This window comes from Terriglobales bacterium, from assembly GCA_035454605.1.
Classification (GTDB): Bacteria; Acidobacteriota; Terriglobia; order Terriglobales; family Acidobacteriaceae; genus DATMAB01.
Genome location: DATIGQ010000010.1, coordinates 1 through 16,869 on the forward strand (window position 1 = coordinate 1; position 16,869 = coordinate 16,869).

General features: G+C 65.2%; 21 protein-coding genes. 2 read left to right on the forward strand and 19 right to left on the reverse strand.

Annotation, left to right across the window (positions count from 1 at the left end; translation table 11 throughout):
• On the reverse strand, positions 1–767 hold a 767-nt coding region (locus VLE48_00880; GenBank protein HSA91539.1), incomplete at its 3' end, for a hypothetical protein.
• Between the two features lie 363 nt (positions 768–1,130).
• Between VLE48_00880 and rpsT the strand changes: the two genes are divergently transcribed.
• Complete coding sequence (rpsT, locus tag VLE48_00885; protein ID HSA91540.1) at positions 1,131–1,394, forward strand: 30S ribosomal protein S20; 264 nt, start codon at positions 1,131–1,133, stop codon at positions 1,392–1,394.
• Positions 1,395–1,562: 168 nt separating this feature from the next.
• Complete coding sequence (locus VLE48_00890) at positions 1,563–2,198, forward strand: superoxide dismutase (GenBank protein HSA91541.1); 636 nt, start codon at positions 1,563–1,565, stop codon at positions 2,196–2,198.
• 93 nt (positions 2,199–2,291) lie between these two features.
• Here VLE48_00890 and VLE48_00895 read toward each other — a convergent pair whose 3' ends face one another.
• From VLE48_00895 to VLE48_00980, 18 genes are all read right to left on the reverse strand, one after another.
• Positions 2,292–3,065 carry an arylamine N-acetyltransferase gene (locus tag VLE48_00895; GenBank protein HSA91542.1) on the reverse strand — a complete coding sequence of 258 codons (774 nt, stop codon included), beginning with the start codon at positions 3,063–3,065 and terminating at the stop codon, positions 2,292–2,294.
• Between the two features lie 65 nt (positions 3,066–3,130).
• The gene (holA, locus tag VLE48_00900) at positions 3,131–4,255 is read right to left on the reverse strand and encodes a DNA polymerase III subunit delta (protein ID HSA91543.1); all 1,125 of its coding nucleotides are present in this window, start codon (positions 4,253–4,255) and stop codon (positions 3,131–3,133) included.
• Entirely contained in the window at positions 4,256–4,777 is a 522-nt protein-coding gene (locus VLE48_00905) for an LptE family protein (protein HSA91544.1), read from the reverse strand. It lies immediately after the preceding gene.
• A complete protein-coding gene (locus tag VLE48_00910) occupies positions 4,774–5,802 on the reverse strand; it encodes an Asd/ArgC dimerization domain-containing protein (protein ID HSA91545.1) in 1,029 nt (342 codons plus the stop codon). Before VLE48_00910 ends, VLE48_00905 begins: the two co-directional genes overlap by 4 nt.
• The gene (locus VLE48_00915) at positions 5,799–6,674 is read right to left on the reverse strand and encodes a phosphatidylcholine/phosphatidylserine synthase (GenBank protein HSA91546.1); all 876 of its coding nucleotides are present in this window, start codon (positions 6,672–6,674) and stop codon (positions 5,799–5,801) included. Before VLE48_00915 ends, VLE48_00910 begins: the two co-directional genes overlap by 4 nt.
• On the reverse strand, positions 6,674–7,336 hold the full coding sequence (locus VLE48_00920) for a phosphatidylserine decarboxylase (GenBank protein ID HSA91547.1): 663 nt from the start codon (positions 7,334–7,336) through the stop codon (positions 6,674–6,676). Before VLE48_00920 ends, VLE48_00915 begins: the two co-directional genes overlap by 1 nt.
• An 89-nt stretch (positions 7,337–7,425) precedes the next feature.
• A complete protein-coding gene (locus tag VLE48_00925) occupies positions 7,426–7,647 on the reverse strand; it encodes a hypothetical protein (protein ID HSA91548.1) in 222 nt (73 codons plus the stop codon).
• Between the two features lie 67 nt (positions 7,648–7,714).
• Complete coding sequence (rimI, locus tag VLE48_00930) at positions 7,715–8,173, reverse strand: ribosomal protein S18-alanine N-acetyltransferase (protein ID HSA91549.1); 459 nt, start codon at positions 8,171–8,173, stop codon at positions 7,715–7,717.
• A 12-nt stretch (positions 8,174–8,185) separates the two neighbouring features.
• Positions 8,186–8,896, reverse strand: a complete 711-nt coding sequence (gene tsaB / locus VLE48_00935; GenBank protein ID HSA91550.1) for a tRNA (adenosine(37)-N6)-threonylcarbamoyltransferase complex dimerization subunit type 1 TsaB — start codon at positions 8,894–8,896, stop codon at positions 8,186–8,188.
• Positions 8,897–8,918: 22 nt separating this feature from the next.
• On the reverse strand, positions 8,919–9,323 hold the full coding sequence (gene mce / locus VLE48_00940; GenBank protein HSA91551.1) for a methylmalonyl-CoA epimerase: 405 nt from the start codon (positions 9,321–9,323) through the stop codon (positions 8,919–8,921).
• Positions 9,324–9,327: 4 nt separating this feature from the next.
• Positions 9,328–10,299: a hypothetical protein gene (locus VLE48_00945; GenBank protein HSA91552.1), complete on the reverse strand. Its 972-nt coding sequence runs from the start codon at positions 10,297–10,299 to the stop codon at positions 9,328–9,330.
• A gap of 32 nt (positions 10,300–10,331) precedes the next feature.
• Complete coding sequence (gene meaB / locus VLE48_00950; protein HSA91553.1) at positions 10,332–11,303, reverse strand: methylmalonyl Co-A mutase-associated GTPase MeaB; 972 nt, start codon at positions 11,301–11,303, stop codon at positions 10,332–10,334.
• A gap of 57 nt (positions 11,304–11,360) precedes the next feature.
• Positions 11,361–13,154, reverse strand: coding sequence for a DUF885 domain-containing protein (locus VLE48_00955; protein HSA91554.1), 1,794 nt, complete (start codon positions 13,152–13,154; stop codon positions 11,361–11,363).
• A gap of 70 nt (positions 13,155–13,224) precedes the next feature.
• Positions 13,225–14,367: an acyl-CoA dehydrogenase gene (locus VLE48_00960; GenBank protein HSA91555.1), complete on the reverse strand. Its 1,143-nt coding sequence runs from the start codon at positions 14,365–14,367 to the stop codon at positions 13,225–13,227.
• 71 nt (positions 14,368–14,438) lie between these two features.
• The gene (locus tag VLE48_00965) at positions 14,439–14,582 is read right to left on the reverse strand and encodes a hypothetical protein (GenBank protein ID HSA91556.1); all 144 of its coding nucleotides are present in this window, start codon (positions 14,580–14,582) and stop codon (positions 14,439–14,441) included.
• Between the two features lie 160 nt (positions 14,583–14,742).
• The gene (locus VLE48_00970; protein HSA91557.1) at positions 14,743–15,201 is read right to left on the reverse strand and encodes an SRPBCC domain-containing protein; all 459 of its coding nucleotides are present in this window, start codon (positions 15,199–15,201) and stop codon (positions 14,743–14,745) included.
• A 34-nt stretch (positions 15,202–15,235) separates the two neighbouring features.
• Positions 15,236–16,327, reverse strand: coding sequence for a low specificity L-threonine aldolase (locus tag VLE48_00975; GenBank protein HSA91558.1), 1,092 nt, complete (start codon positions 16,325–16,327; stop codon positions 15,236–15,238).
• 81 nt (positions 16,328–16,408) lie between these two features.
• On the reverse strand, positions 16,409–16,869 hold a 461-nt coding region (locus tag VLE48_00980; GenBank protein HSA91559.1), incomplete at its 5' end, for a hypothetical protein.

Here is a 16,869-nt window from a genome sequence, read left to right on the forward strand (position 1 = left end):
TCGAGCACATCGAGAACGGTCTGGCTGGACATCTCGTAGCGGGCGACCAGCGCCTGGGCAAGAGTGCGCTCGGCTTCATCCTCGGTGAGGCCGGAAAGATTTCCGGCCATGGCGTGCAAGCCGGCGTCGTCGAGCTTGCGCTTCATCGAAAAGCGCTGGGAGAGACGGGCGTAGGTGGACTCGATCACCTGGCGAAGAGCCTCGCGGTCCGGCATGGGCAGCGGCATGCGCTCGACCTGCGATTCCAGCTCTTCCGGCAGCCGGGGCGCGGGCCCGGTGAACACCAGGGCGCGGCGGCTGCGAGAAAACTGCTGCGCCAGGTTGCGCAAACGGCGGACTACGACGGCGTCGTCGAGGTGGCGGTGAAAGTCCTTGAGGACGAACACCGCTTCGATGGTCATGGTCTCGATGTGGGCCAGCATCTGCGCCGGGACCTTGGTGTTCAAGATGGCGCTGGAAGCGCGCTCGGCTTCGAGGGAGGCGAAATCCACGGGCGGCAGGTTGGCTTCCGCCAGAGCAGCGCGAGCGGCATCGATGCGGCGCTGAAGCTCACGCGTGGCTGAGCGGGGATCGTCCCCGGCGGGGGCGGGCGCCAGGCCGGCGCGCTGCAGGCCATCGGCAATGCTCCATTCGAAGACCGGCAGATGCAGGTCACTGGCCACGAGCTTAATGAGGGAGAGCGCGCGGGCTTCCTCCACCGTCTCCAAAAGGATGATAGGTGTATTGGAGTTGATGAGGACCTTGATGCGGTCGAGGCTGGTGGTCATGCGATGTGCTTCTTAGCGGTATGGTGCAGGCGTTTCGCCAGGAACGGGTCCCCAAGCACCTGACCGCACTTAAGTTCGCGGCTTCTCGGGTCCTTCTTCCAATGAATGCCACTCTTGTGTTTTTCGAGGCAGAAACAACAGGTCTCCCATTGCCGAAAGCGCGGCAAAGCCTGCCACGAGGAATACTTGCCGTGAGGCCGCCTCTTGCGGAAGCATTTCAGGCACATGCTGTGTTTCCATCTGCCAGCGCTCATATCACTGCCTCAGGCGCGTCCGTGGCGGGTTTGACCGCTTTCCGGGCGCTCCCGTACAATACTAGATTCGGAGTCCAGCGGTAATTCTTTCAGGAGTAACCCACAGCTTATGGCAAATCATTTTTCGGCCCTGAAGCGCGTCCGGCAGACGGCAAAGCGCACGGTGGCCAATCGCGCCAACCAGTCCCGCTTCCGCACCGCGCTGCGACGCTTCCGGCAGGTGCTGGCGGCGGGCAAGAAGCAGGAGGCCCAGGCGCATTACCGCGAGGCCGTTTCCCTCATCGATAAGGCCGTGGGCAAGGGCGTGATCCATCGCAACGCCGCGGCGAGATACAAATCGCGCCTGGCGGCAAGAGTGGATGCATTGAAGTAAGCCGCGAGCAGTCAGCGGTCAGCCATCGGCGGGCGTGAAGCCCGCCGTTTCATTTTCCTCACGCTGAGCGCCGCATTCCCTTCCCTATCATCTTCCGCAGACAACGAATCCATTTGTAGCGGCCTCTAATCTAAAGATAAGACAAATCATTCCAACGGAGGTGAGTTCATGGCGCAAGTATTGCCCGCTTTGCCGTACGACTACGCCGCCCTCGAGCCGAACATCGATCGCGACACCATGCAGATCCATCACACGCGACACCACGCCGGCTACGTGGAGAAGTTGAACGCCGCGTTCGAGCGGTTTCCCGAGCTGCACAGCCGAAAACTCGAAGAAGTGCTCAGCCACCTGGAGACGGTGCCGGAAGAGATCCGCACCGCGGTAAGGAACCACGGTGGAGGACATCTGAACCACAGCCTGTTCTGGCCCAGCATGACACCGGAGCGGAGCGGACTGACGGCGGGGCCCCTGGAACAAGCCCTGCGTGGAGCCTTTGGAGCCGTGCCGGACTTCAAAACGAAGTTTGTGAGTGCCGGCCTGAATCACTTCGGCAGCGGCTGGGTGTGGCTGGTGCTGGACGGCAAAGGCAAGCTGGCCATCACCACCACCGCCAATCAGGACAACCCGGTGATGTTCGGCCAAGTGCCTCTGCTGGGCAACGACCTGTGGGAGCATGCGTACTACCTGAAGTATCAGAACCGGCGCGGGGCTTACCTCGAAGCGTGGTTCGAGGTCGTGAACTGGAGCGAGGTGGAGCGGCGATTCAATCTGCGCACCAGCGAGCTCAAGCAGGCCGTCGCCTAGACAGTCCTCCGTTTCGCAGATCTTCAACCGGCAGGTGAGCAGCCTGCCGGTTTCGTTTTTCGCGTCTCAGGTGTCAGGTCTCGGGGGTACACCCTAATCGCCCAGCTCCATCCCGAAATGTTCGCGCAGCAGTGCCGGGTAGTCCTCCTCCCGGATAGGCTGTTCCGTGCGCCTGCCGTCCGCAGTCACAATCAGCTTGAGATCGGAGATGGTGACGCGGCCGGCCGGAGTGGCCCGGCTGCAGATGCGGCGACGCGTGAAGGGCGAGTCCGGCGAAGTCTGCATGTAGTCGCAAGGACCGGAGAAGTGCTCCATGGGGCGCGGCTCGAGCGGGAAGCGATAGCGCGGCTGCCAGGGGCCATCGCTTTCGCGCATTTCGTAGAGCATCCCGCTGCCCAGCGGCGAGAGGCGGAAACGACGGCCGTCCGCGAATGACGCATCCGCCTGTTCTTCAGTCGTATCCATGCGCAGGGGGTCGCGGAAGGAATCTCCGAAACCGACGTCTGCCAGCCAGGGTACCGCCGAGCCGGGGCAATGGACCCGCAACGCCATATGGCCGGAAGGGATGCCATACTGGCCGTCGTCGCGGGCGACGCTGGCTCCGAGGAGGTCGACGTGGAAGCCAAGTTTGCCGAGCAGCGCCGCGAACAGCCCGTTGAGCTCGAAGCAAAAGCCGCCACGACGGCGGGTTACGATCTTCTGAAACAGTCCCTCCACATCGAGACGCAGCGGGCGGCCGAGCGGAATATCCAGGTTCTCGAAGGGCACGGCCATCAGGTGTGCCCCCTGAATCGCGCGCAGCGTCTCCGGAGTGGGCTCAAGCGAGCCGTCATGGCCGATGCGAGCGAGATAGGCACCAACGTCCACAGGTGCCTCGATTCTAGATGATGGGGCCGCGCCGCGCGGGCTCGCTCGGTATGACAATCTGAAACCTAGACCGGCAATTCTTCCTGCTGCCAGGCGGGCTCGGTGGGGCGCGGTGGGGCGGCGAGTTCGAGGACCAGTTGCTCGAGCACCAGACGCTTATTGGGCGGCGAGGAGCGCAGGGCAAGGTCGGCGCGGGCCACCAGGCGCAGGGCGCGCGTCAGGTCGCGGCGCGAGGTGTAGCGGCGGGCCTGGCGGATGAGGTCTTCCGCGGCGAAGGGCGGGACGCGGAAGCCTTGCCACAGCGCCTGCCAGATGGCGCGCGAGTCGCGCACGTTCTTCTCCAGCACCACCAGCATCTGGCGAAAGGTGCGGGAGAGCATGTAGAGGTGGCCGATGGCGGCATCGTCGCCTTCGCCGGAAGAGAGCAGTGCGTCCAGGACCCTGAGGGCGCGGACACGGTCACGGGCGGAGATGGCATCGGTGAGTTCGAAGAGCGAGCGCTGCTTGGCGGCCAGCACCATGGTCTCGACGTCGCCCAGGGTAATGCGGCGCTTTTCACCGGCATAGAGGATGAGCTTCTCGAGATCCGTGGCCACCATCATCATGTCGGCGCCCAAGGCGTCCACCAGTTCGCGAGCGGCATCGGGCTCGACAGTGACGCCCTGTGCGGCGGCGGTCTCCGTCACCCAGCGCACACCTTCGCCTTCCTCTACGCGGGCCAGCTCGACGATGCCGCAGTATTCGCCCAGCGTGTCACGGATGCGCTGGTAACGGTCGCGGTCGGTCAGTTCCATGCGGCGGGCGTCGGCGGGAATCGAGATGTGGTCGGCGACGAAGATGAGCACCGCGTCCGGGTTGGGCTGCTTGACGTAGGCTTCGATGGCTTCGAATTCCTCCTGGTGCGAGCCGCGTCCGTAGAGCAGCTTCACATTGCGCACGAAAAAGACCTGGAAGGGCGCCATGAGCGAAGGAGTGCGCGCACGGTCGAGCAACTCGGCGACGCTGGCCTCGGCGAGATCCACCTCGTGGAGGGAAAAGTCGCGCAGGTCGGCGGGAACCAAATGCTGGAGGATGGCGTCGCGGCAGCGCTCGCGGAAGAAAACTTCGTCGCCCAGGAAGACGTACGCGGGGCGCAGGCGGCGCTCGCGGACTTCGGCGGCGAAGCGGTCCGTGGCGGCGAAGGAGCGCATTCAGTACGCCTCCAGGATGTTGGAGACCAGGGTGCGGGCGAAGTCGCGGGACATGCGATCGAGGGCCGGCGACTCCTCCTGGAAGAAGCTGGAGACTTCACGCGACACCTGGTACTGCTCGCGGAAGACGTAGTCGCGGTTCTCCCACAGCACCTTGCCGTCGCGGCCGGTGAGCGAGACCCGCATCTTCACCGTGACCAGGGCGGAAGAAGCGCGGCCGGTCTGCGAATCGTAGGTGAGGGGCGCTGCCTCGGTGGAAAGCACAACGCCTTGCAGCACGGCATCGGCGGCGTCGCCCGATTCGTTCACGACGTGGTAGCGGGTGCGGGTGAGGAACTCGCGCACCACGGCGGCCGTCATCTGCTGCTCGATGCGATAGGTCTGCGTCTGATTCACGAACGCCGGAACGGCGATGGTCTGCACGCCGGGCGGCAGCTGGGACGCGCTGCCTGCGCTGTGATAGCCGCAGCCGGAGAAAAAGGACAACGCCAGCAGCGCAGCCAGCGCGTGCGCGAGCTTCACTGCACTCTTCCTCCGCGCAGGGCAGGAGCCAGACGCGCGGCGCATTCGGCGGCGTTGAGGGCGAGCACGCGCAGGTTGTCCGCGGCCACCCACAGCCAGATGCCGTGCTTGCGGGCGGGGTCGGAGCGGACGGAAACCAGGATCTGTTCCTGGCCGGAGGCAGAGACGTTGGTGGGCGCGTCCTCATCGAGCGCGGTCACGGCGACGTGCTCGCCTTCCAGCGCCTGCGCGACGTCCGCCACGGGCACCTCCCGGTCCAGGCCAAGGTAAATGGAAAAACAGTGGCCGTGGAAGATGGGCGCCTGCAACAGCACCATGGAAGGCACGGGCACGGTGCCGCGGGTGATCTTCTCGAAGTGGGTCGCGATGCGGCGCTCCACTGTTTCCAGCGCGGGCAGCGACTGCTCCCCGTAGCGGGAGACCAGGTTGAAGGCCACCTGAGAGTCAAAGACGTCGCGCGGCATGCCCTGGAATGAAAGCAGGTTGACGGTCTGCTCGTGAAGCTCGTCAATGCCGCGGCGGCCATGCTCGGAAGCGGGCTCGAACGCCGTGACGATGGCCGGGGCTTCCAGCCCGGCGCGTCGCGCCCGCACCAACAACATGCCCAGAACGATCGCGGCGGGGTGGGCTACCACCATGATGGCGCTGCCGTTTACCGGGCGGGTGTCCGCCAGTTCCTGTTCCAGCCAGGCAGCGCGGACCGAGACGCCGCTCTCCTCCTCCAGCGCGTAGGAGAGGTCGATGATGGCGCAGCCGGCATCGCGGGCGATGTGCCAGTGGCGGCGAGTGAAATTCTGCTCGCAGGCGAAGAAGGCAACATCCACGTGCTCCAGGGTCTCGCGCGTGACGCTCTGGATGAAGGTGGCTTCGTCGCCGACCGACTCGAGCTGGCCGAGCGATTCGTCGTCGTCCAACAGCCGGACGTCGAGCGCGGGAAATTCGCGCTCCTCGAGGACTTCTTTCAACTCCTTGCCCTTGAGGGTGGATGCGCCCACGATGGCAACGCGTTGGAATTGCGGCTTCATCGCAGTGGGCTGGCCTGCTGCAAGTGCTCGGGCGCGGGAGCAGGCCGGCGGACCAGGTACTGCAAGCGCCACAGCAGCCCGCTGATCATGTAGGCCAGCGCCATGACGAACAACACGTAGCGCGAGTAGTACCAGATGGCGGCAATCAGCAGGCCAAGAAAGACAATGTTGCGGAAGGGATGCTGGCGGCGCAGGTCGATGTCCTTGGAGCTGTAGAAACGCCACGTGCTGACCATGAGGAAGGCGAGGGAGGCGACCAGCAACAACCAGGGCGTGGCCAGCCACCACTCGGTGAGCGGCTCGCCGCCGGAGAGATGCACGGTGGCCGCTACCACCCCGGCGCCGGCCGGGATGGGCATGCCGACGAAATACTTCTTGCCCGGACGTCCGGGATTGGAGGGCTGGGGATTGATCTGGATGTTGAAGCGGGCCAGACGGCTTACACCCGCAACCAGGAAGAGGAACGTCGCGATCGCTCCGAACTGTCCAAGGCGGACCTGGAAGTCCGCGTCGCCCAGGGGAGGAAGCAGACGCACGCCCCACATCCATGCCAGGAGGGCCGGAGCCACGCCAAAAGTGATGGCGTCCGCAAGGGAATCCAGTTGCTTGCCGAACTCGCTGGAGGTACCGGTCATGCGGGCGATGCGCCCGTCGAAACCATCGAACAGGATAGCGAAGCCGATGGCCTTGGCCGCCTGATCAAGATTCTGCGCGGGATTGCCGTTGGCCTGCGCCACCAGAACCTGCGAGATGGCGTAGTAGCCGAAGGCCAGGTTGGCGGTGGTGAACAGACCCGGGAGCAGATACATTCCCTTGCGCGGACGGCGCCTGGGAACCGACGGAACGGGCTGCGGGAAGGGCGCGGTCTGCATCACCGGCCTCCTTGAGCAGTGCCAGCCAGCTCCGGCACGGGAGCTGCGGCCACGGGCGCCATGGCGAGGATGCTCGAGCCGCCGCGGACACGATCCCCAATCTTGACCTCGATGCGGACCTCCGGGGCGAGGATCACGTCGACGCGCGAGCCGAACTTTATCATGCCGACCCGCTCGCCGCGGGCCACCGCTTCTCCTACCCTCTTGTGGAACACGATGCGGCGAGCCAGCAGGCCGGCAATCTGCTTGAAGATCACGATCTGGCCTTCGCCTTCGACGGTGACGATGTTCTGCTCATTGTTCTCGACGCAGGCGGGATCCATGGCGTTGCGGAACTGGCCGCGACGATACTCGGCGGCGCGGATGACTCCCGCGATGGGCGAGCGGTTCACATGCACGTCGAAGACGTTCAGGAAGATGCTGACCCGGGTGCGCGGCTCGCCCCCGACGAATACGGTGGAAACGTCGGTGACCTTGCCGTCGGCAGGCGAGACGATGGCCCCGGCGAGGGCAGGAATGGCGCGCTCCGGATCACGGAAGAACCAGAGGAAGAAACCCGCCAGCAGCACGGGCAGCACGGCAAAGGCCGGCGAGGTCAGCCAGGCCAACACCAGGGCTGCAGCCAGCATGCCCGCCGCGTACAGATAGCCATCGCGCACCATGGGTGTGAGCTGATTATATCGGGTTGGGGCCGTGGAACCCCCAAAAGGAAGGGCCTCCGCCGCAGCGGAGGCCGACCCTATTCGGGAGGCTACGCGGGCAGTTGCTGGCGGTGTTGGCGCTCAATGAGCTCCATCTGATCCTTCACGCGCAACTTGAGCTTTTTCAGGCGCACCTCTTCGAGCTTTTCTTCTTCGCTAAGGAATCTTTTCTGGATGAGGGAATCGAGGCGTTGGGAGTACTGCGTGTGCTCGGAAGCCAGCCGGCGGAACTCCTCATGGCTGGCCAGAAGTTGGTCTCGTACGGGATCCATCCAGAGACCTCCTATGCCAGAAATGGAAGTACAACGTAGCACAGGAACTGGTGCCATTCAATCCCCTTCATTCCACCTGTGGAAAACTCAGGCGATAGAGGACGGCGTCCTCCGGCGGGTCCTGATAGTAGGCCCGGCGACGACCGCTGAGAAGGAACTCGTGACGTTCATAGAGGCGGCGAGCGGCGTGGTTGGATTCGCGCACTTCCAGGAACACCGCGGCTGCGCCCAGCGCGCTCAAGCGGTAGAGGAGGGCCTGCACCAGCAACGAACCGAAGCCGCGCCGCTGGGCGGAAGCGGCCACGGCCACGTTCTCCAGCTCCCACTCGCCGGCGGCGCCGCGGGCCACCACGAAGCCGACGACCTCTGCATCTTCCTCGGCAACCAGCACCAGGCGCGGCCGATCCGGGTCTTCGTCGAACATGCGACGATATTCCCCCTCGGGCCAGTGGGCCGAGGTCGGCAAGGCACGCTCGATGGCGAGCATCGCGGCGAGGTCAGCGACGGTGGCGGGGCGGACAGGCAAGAGAAGCAGTTCTCAGTTCTCAGATTTCGCGGTGGATCCTGCGATCTTCGGGAGCGAAAAGATTTCGGCGTCCGAGCGGCGGAGGTAGTTGGCGTCGAGCTGCTCGACGGAGACGGTGTCGCCCGCCAGCAGCTTGCGCAAGCCCAGGCGGGCGATCACGTCGGCGCGCGGACGGTCGAGCACGAGGGATTCGAGCCCGTGCGAGCGCAGAAACTCCGCGAGGGGCGCGTCGGGCGTAACCACACGCGTGGCGTGGACGGCGCCGCGCACGTGCGCCAGGAAATCTTCACGCGAGAGGAGAGATTCGCTCAGGCGGTGAACCAGGTTGCCTTTGACCGCGTACTCACCCGCAAAGACTTCGTTCCGGCCGGCATCGAGCGAGGCCAGCACGCGGCCCTCGAGACCGGAGCTTGCAGCGACGGCCTCCAGCACCGAGACCGCGGCGATGGGCTTGCCGAGAACTTCTGCCAGCGCCTTCACTCCCGCCAGCCCGACGCGCAGCCCGGTGAAGGAACCGGGGCCGGTGGTGGCAGCGAGCGCATCCAGCTCTTCCTTGCGCAGGTGGTGGCGATTCAGCAGGGCGGCCACTTGCGGGATGAGTTGCGCGGAAAAAGTCCCGCCAACGAGCGGCACCACCTCCAGCACTTCGACGTGTTGGCGATCGCCACGAACCAGGGCGAGGCTGCCGTGCTTCGAGGAAGTATCGGTGGCGAGGATGAGCATGGCGTTGGCTTGGCCGCTGCGTTCAGGGGCGCGCGGAATCTTCCACCAGTTCCACCAGCACTCCGCCGGCGCTCGAAGGATGCACGAAGACGTAACGATGTCCGCCGGCGCCGGTCTGGATCTGCTCATGGACCAGGCGCGTGCCCTGCTGCTTGAGGCGCGCCACCACGGCGGCCAGGTCGGGGACGCGCAGGGCCACGTGGTGCAGGCCTTCGCCACGCTTGGCAATGAAGCGGGCGATGGCGGAGTCGTCGGCCGTGGCTTCCAGCAGCTCGATGCGACTCTCACCCACAGGGAACATGGCGACCCGCACCTTCTCATGCTCGACGGTCTCTTCGCCTTCGAGGCGCAGGCCGAGCCTCTCATAGAAAGCACGGGCCGCTGCCAGGGACTTCACGGCGATGCCAAGATGGTCGATGGAGGACACGGGTTCAGGAAATCCATTCTACCGAAAGGCTGAACCAGCCCGGCGACCCGGGTACGTGGAGCGGATGTCCGGCCTTCAACCCTTCGCGGACAACGTTCCATGCGGCCCTGGTCAGGGACATGGTGAAGCCGTCTTCGAAGATCTGGCCCTGATTGTGTTCCTGCGCCGGAACGAATGCCAGGAAGGCGCCCGAGGGACGCGAACCGTCGCTGTTCTCCGGAGCAATGCCGGCGGCGCCGTTCTGCCCGGGCTGCCACACCAAGCACCCGTTGGCTTCCGGATCCAGGTTGGTGAGCATAGCGAGCGGCTGTTCTCGCGGCACCTGGTCGAGCAGCAGGGGAATCTCGGCGCGGGCCTCGGGCAGCAGGCTGAGCACGATGTTCTCCTGCTGCTTGCGCACGCGGGCGCAATGGTAGAGGCTGCCGCGCGGCAGGGTGGCGAGCAGGCTGGCTTGTTCCATTTCCCTTAGCGCCACCACGCTGGCCCGTGTGCGGTCGAACCAGGGCGGCCAGGGATAGAAGCGGAAGGCATTGCCCAGGAGGGCGGCGAGGCGCATGGGGCCGAAGGATTGCACGGCCATCAGTTCGTCGCCGACCAGCATGGTGGCCAGAAGCGTGTCTGGCGGGAGCTCCAGCCCCGGCACCTCCTGCGCGGGAAGATAGAGGAGGCCGCCGACATCGGCCCGGCCCAGGAAGTAGAGCGCCTGGAATTCCGTCCACCCACCGGCTTCCACGTATTCTCCGTTCTTGGCGAGTTCGAACACGCTGCGGAACAGGTCAGGGACGGCGGGCGGATAGTCGTCTGGACCTTCCTGCTGGTTGCGGCGAAGCGTGAAGACGATCTCCTGCTGGTCGAGCGCTTTCATGCCCTCGGTGATGAACGACCAGCAAGGCACGGGGCCTTGGGCGGTCGCGACCTCGTGCGCGCGCACGTGGACGGTCAGTTCGCCGGGAAGCACTTGTTCCACCGCAGGCATCGAAACGCGATCCTCCCACTGCCGGGGCGGGCTTAAGAGCCGGAGCCTCCGGTCTTGCCGAATCCGGAAACAATCTCCTCTACCAGGGAATATGGGTCGCGGCGGTGCCGGGCGACCTCGGAAGCATACCGCGAGACCTGCCCATCGTTCATCTGTTCGCGCAAGGCGCGCTCCAGGAGCGACTCGCGCAGCATCTCCACCAGGCGCTGCCGCCAGTTCTCGGTCTTCTTCTGCTCCAGCAGGCCTTCGCGCGCCAGGTACTCCTCGTAGGAGGCGATCGCCTCCGCCAGTTCGCGGATGCCACTGCCCTCGGTGGCCACCGTCTTTACAATCGGCGGAGTCCAGCCGTCACTGCGCGTAGCGAGGGTCTGCATGGCGCGGATCTCGCGCTCCACGCGCTCGGCGCCTTCGCGGTCGCTCTTGTTGATGACGAACACGTCGGCGATCTCCATGATGCCGGCCTTGATGGTTTGCACGTCGTCGCCCATGCCGGGCACCAGTACCACCAGGGTGACGTCGGCCAGGCGCACGATCTCCACTTCGTCCTGGCCCACGCCTACGGTCTCGATCAGGATAAGGTCCTTGCCGCTGGCGTCGAGCACGGTGGTGACGTCGGCGGTGGCGCGCGCCAGACCGCCCAGAAACCCGCGCGTGGCCATGCTGCGAATGTAGATGCCCGCGTCGGCGTGGTGCGACTGCATGCGGATGCGGTCGCCGAGAATGGCGCCGCCGGTATAGGGGCTGGTCGGGTCGACCGCGATGATGCCGATGGTGCGCCCCTGGCTGCGATAGTGGCGCGCCAGTTGGTCCACCAGCGTGCTCTTGCCCGAGCCCGGCGCGCCCGTCATGCCCAGCACGCGCGCGCCCCGGCCGTGCGGAAAAAGCGCTTTGAGCAGTGGCCGGGCTTCAGGGGAACTGTCTTCAATGGCAGAAATAGCGCGGGCGATGGCGCGGGGATCGCCTGCCCGGACACGCTCCACCCAGGTTTGGATCGGTTGGGACACGCTGGAAGCGCCTAGTGTACCGGGTCGCGTGGCAGGTGTCAGGTGCCGGGTCCTGAACTAGTTCCCTACCTTAACCGCATCCTTGTCCACAAACTCCTCGAGCACGGCCTTGCGCAGCAGATCCGGCGGCAGCAGTCCCTGTGCCAGGATGAAGTCGTGGAACTTTTGCTGGTCAAACTTCGCCCCTAGCTTCCCTTCCAGCTCGTGGCGCAGGTCCACCAGTCGGGTGTAGCCGTAGAAGTATGCGGTCGCCTGGCCGGGCGCGCGGAAGGTGTAGCGCTCCACTTCCTGGTTGGCCATGGCGTCCGACAGCACCACTTCCGTGGTCAGCACGTCGTGCGCCTGTTGCGGGGTGACCTTGCCCATCTGCAGCTCGGGGTCGAGGAACGCGCGCGCGGCGCGCTGCAGGCGGAACTGCAGGGAGCAGAGCTGGCCTTCGAGTGACATGTAGGGCTTGATGATGGCCTCAGAGTAGAGGCCCCAGCCTTCGACGTTGGTGCTGTTGAAGGCGTAGATGACACGGGCGGACGAGACGCCGTTTTCCACGATGGCGGCGAACTGCATCTCGTGACCGGGCCGGGCTTCGTGCGCCACCAGCGACCAGGATGCCGCTTCGTGGGTGAAGTCGTCCATGCGCTGGGTGGCTTCCTTGGAGCCGGGAGGCGCCGGGATGTTCAGCGGCAGGATGAACTCGCCCATCTCGCCGGTGTTGCCCAGCAGGCGGGGCGGGCGCATGTTGGGCGCGGGCAAACCGGCGCTCTCCGCAGCCGAAGCCAGGCGGATGCGCGCCGCCCGCTCCGGTAAGGTGACGAGCTTTTGCCGGCGGATGATGTCTTCAATCCGGCCCAGGCGCTCCCGGTAGTGCGGCAGAATCGCTTCGCCGATGAGTTGATCCTTCTTCAGTTTGCGGATGACGTCGCGGTAATCCGTGGCGCCGTTCCAGCCTCGCAGGCGGGCGACCTCGGGCGCGATCTTCTGCATCTCCAGGCGGATCTCGCGAAACGCCTGGTGCGCCCGCTCCACCAGTTCTCCCGGGGGAATGTCCACGCCATACTGCCGCAGATTGAAGGCGTAGAGTTCCGGCGGCAGGCGGAAGTCGGTGCGCGCCTTGGGCAGCACCTCCTTGCGCAGGAATTCGTCATAGGCGGCGAGCTGCTCTTTCAGCTTGGCGAAGGGCGCTTCGTAGCCCGCAATCTGATACCTGCCGAAGAGCTGCCCGACGCCTTCGACAAGATACCCGCTGTTACCCAGGTCCCTCTCCACCTCGGACTTCACAGGCATGAGCAACGCCGGATTCTTCATGCGCTCACGCATGAGGGCCGTAGCCAGCTCGGTCAGCGGCTTGTGACCCGGAGCCATGCCGGTGTACTTGCGCAAGCGGACCAATGCCGCGGGACGGCGCTGCTCGGCGATCTGGTCGTCCAGCAAGGCGCGGGTCGAGTAGAAGATGAGCCGCGAGAGATTGAAATACGGCACCTGGTATTTTTCTTCCAGCAGCGAGCCCTGGATAGAGTCCTCTGCGGCCTGGACCAGGATCTCGAGGTCCTGGCGGACCAGCGGGTCCTTCTCAGCCGCAAGGCGCGACTTCAACACGCCAACGGCTTCTTCCGTCGCCTTGCGCAAGCGCTCTTCAAACCCGGGCGTCAGGTCGATGATGTTCTCATCCACACCCTCCACGCCTTGCTGCCCGGCGCTCTCCGGAGAAAAGCGGGCGTCGACATCGAGCAGCAGCCTGGTGTTCTCATCCGAACGCACCACCCAGTGGGCCGGCTTGCGGGCCGGCGTTGCTTGCGGAGGCTGTTGAGCGGCTACAGGCAGGGCCAGAGCGCTCGCTAGGAGGAGGGCTGCCACCTTTCGCTGAGAAGGAAAGACTTGCGCAAAGCTCATGGAATCCCTTTCTTGGTGTCTGGAAGGCGTGTCGCTAGTCCTTGAGCAACTGCCGGGCGATGACCAGGCGCTGAATCTCGCTGGTGCCTTCGCCGATGGTGCACAGCTTTACGTCGCGGTAGAACTTCTCCGCCGGGTAGTCCTTGATGAAGCCGTAGCCGCCGTGGATCTGCACGCACTCGTTGGCGCAGCGCACCGCCACTTCGCTGGTGTAGAGCTTGGCCATCGACGACTCCATGGTGGTCTTCTCACCGTTATCTTTCAGCGTGGCGGCGCGCATGGTGAGCAACCGCGCGGCGTCGATCTCCGTGGCCATATCGGCCAGCTTCCACTGGATGGCCTGGAATTCGCTGATGGCGCGGCCGAACTGGCGGCGCTCCTGGGAGTAGCGCAGCGAGGCCTCGAACGCGCCCTGCGCCATGCCCAGGCCGAGCGCGGCGATGGAGATGCGGCCGCCGTCCAGCACGCGCATGGCGTCAATGAAGCCGTCGCCCTCCTTGCCCAGCAGGTTCTCGGGCGGAATAAGGCAGTCTTCGAAGATCAGTTCGGAGGTGTCGGAAGCGCGCAGGCCAAGCTTGTTCTCTTTCTTGCCGGGGCGGAAGCCGGGCGTCCCCTTCTCCACCAGGAAGGCCGAGAGTCCATGGGTGTGCGCTGCCTTGTCGGTCACGGCGATCACCACCACCACGTCGGCGTAGCTGCCGTTGGTGGTAAAGGTCTTGTTGCCGTTCAGCACCCAGCCCTTCTTGGTGCGGGCGGCGGACATGCGGGCGCTGCCGGCATCGGAGCCGGAGCCGGGCTCGGTCAATCCCCAGGCGCCGATCCACTCCCCGCTGGCCAGCTTGGGGGTGTACTTGCGTTTCTGTTCTTCGGAGCCGGCGATCCAGATGTGGTTGCTGCACAGCGAGGTGTGCGCCGCCACGATGATGCCCACCGAGCCGTCCACGCGCGACAGTTCCTCGATGCCGATGACGTACTCCACGTAGCCCATGCCGGCGCCGCCGTATTCCGGCGGGAAGAGGATGCCCATCAGGCCGAGCTTGCCCAGTTGTTTGAGGACCTGGAGCGGAAACTCGCACTTCTCGTCCCACTCCATGACGTGCGGCCGGATTTCGCGCTCCGCAAACTCACGTACGCTGCGCCGCAGTTGGTGCTGCTCTTCCGTCAGACGAAAATCCACTCCACTCTCCTGGCGCGCGTGATTCACAGCGCGCAAACCGTTCGCTTAGTTTGCCCCGGGGGTCGCCGCCCCTACTGCGCTCCGGCCTGGCGAATGTGGGCCTCGACCAGGGCCGCCACCTCACCCGGCCTCGGATTGCGGCCCGCCTGCTGGCGGGAGAAAACCAGCGCGTCTCCCACCTTCACATCCAACACTCCGATGCCGGCGAACCGCATGCGCGGCGCGATGCCCAGATGCTTCTTGATTTCCCCTTTGAGGCGTCCCGCCTCTACCAGGATGTCAAGTCAGGTAAAGCAGCGCCGGATCTCAACCTGCATGGAATCTCCCTTCGGATTCCCCCTCGATCGCTATTGCACAGTGTATCGCGCCCGCGGCCTAGGAGCGCGCCACTTCCTCGCGCGCCAGGCGCTCCGCTTCGACCTTCAAAGCGTCGAGCCAGGCGGCGTAGGCATCCACGGTCTTTCGCTTGGTGCCGTCCCCAAAAAATGCCGGGATGAAGCCGGAAAAATCTTCCCAGGTCTTCAGCAGGGTGGTCCCGTCGGACTGGGTCTCGAAGCTGAACCAGTGCTCGCCCTTCCAGCCGAATCCGCTGCCTACCCAGGCGACCTTGCCTGGTGGCGCGCATTCCAGCACCGTGCACTCAATGGTCAGGGCCCGCGGCTTCACCAGCTCCATGTGGAACCGGCTTCCCTTCTGCCAGGGCTGGCCGTTGATCCATTTGCAGGGGCCGACCACGCGGTTCCACCACGCCCATTGTTCCAGGTCCTCAAACTTCTTCCAGATGTGTTCGGGACGGCACTTGGCCGTCGTGGAGTGTTCCAGACGAATCGCCATACTTGAGTGGTTGGTTCCTCTCTTGAATGAAGTGTCAGTGCTTGCAGATGGCGGAAACGGCCGCCAGGGCGCGGGCACAATCGTCGTGATCCACGTCGCGGTGGGTGACGAAGCGCATGCGCTCCGGGCTGACGCCGTTGGCCCGCACCCCGCGCGCCGCCAGCATCTCGGTGAAGCGCGGAGAATGCATGCCCGTGCCGCTGATGTCGAAAATCAGGATGTTGGTGACCACCTTCGACGGGTCCAGGCTGATTCCGGGGACGCCCGCCAGTCCCTCGGCCAGGAAGCGCGCATTCTGATGATCCCGTGCCAGGTGCCGCGGACCATCCTGCAGCGCAATGAGCCCCGCCGCGGCCAGCACGCCCGCCTGCCGCATTCCGCCGCCCAGGGCCTTGCGGTAGCTGCGCGCCTGGTCGATCAGGCTACGGCTGCCCACCAGCAGCGAGCCCACCGGCGCTCCCAGTCCCTTCGACAAACAGAACATCACCGAGTCGAACTTGCGGGTCAACTCGGCCACGGTGCGGCCCAGCGCCGCCGCCGCATTGAAGATGCGCGCGCCATCCAGGTGCACCGGCAGGCCGCGCTCGTGCGCGCGGTCGCAGATCTCGTCGGCAATCGCCGGCGGATACACCGTGCCCCCGGCCATGTTGTGCGTGTTCTCCAGGGCAATCAGTCCGGTGGGTGCGCGGTAGTAGATGCGCGGCGCGATGCGCTTCTCGATCTCCTTCCAGCTCAGGATGCCGTCTTCGCCGCGCACCGGGCGCGCGATGCAGCCGGAGAAGTGCGCCAGCATCGCCATCTCGTAGTCGAGGATGTGGGCGCGCTCTTCGCAGATGACTTCCTGGCCCGGCCGGGTATGCGCCTTGATGGCGATCTGGTTGCCCATGGTGCCGGAGGGCACGAAGATGGCCGCCTCGCGCTTGAGAATCTCCGCTGCGAGCTGCTCCAGGCGGTTGACGGTGGGATCTTCGCCGTACACGTCGTCGCCGACCTCAGCTTCCGCCATGGCGCGGCGCATCTCCGGCGTGGGCAGAGTGACCGTGTCCGAGCGCAGGTCCACCGCGGCTGCGTGCGCGGGTTCGTCCGTCGCCTCCGCCACGGATTTCGAGGAGGGCTTCTCCAGCATGGCTCTGAATGGGTCCGATCCCAGAAAAACAGGGACCTTCGAGTCTAAATAATTTGCGGGAAAAAGGCGATGGTCGCGGCCTCACGCCGCCGGCTTCAGCAGAAAGCGCTCGAACACCTCGTTCGACAGCAATCGTCCCGCAGGCGTGAGCGAAACCCGGTCGCCCTCCACCCGGAGAAGGTTGAGTGCCTGCAATTCACCGAGGATCGGCGCCACCAGCGTGCGCGCCTCCGCCCCGAACTGCGCTGTTACCTCGGCCAGGTTCACTCCGCGTGCCAATCGCAGGCCGAGGAAGAACGTCTCTTCCAGCGCCTGGGCGCGGGAAACCTCGGTGCGCATCGACGGGGAACCTTCCATATACCGCTCCAATTCGTCGGTGTTCGCGAAGCGGACGGCTTCGTCCTCGCCCTCGGCGGCCGGCAGCATCGAGTGCGCATCCACTCCGAAGCCCAGGTACGGTTGCCGCGTCCAGTACTTAAGATTGTGGCGCGATTCGGCGCCAGCCCGGGCGAAGTTCGAAATCTCGTACTGGCGGATGCCGG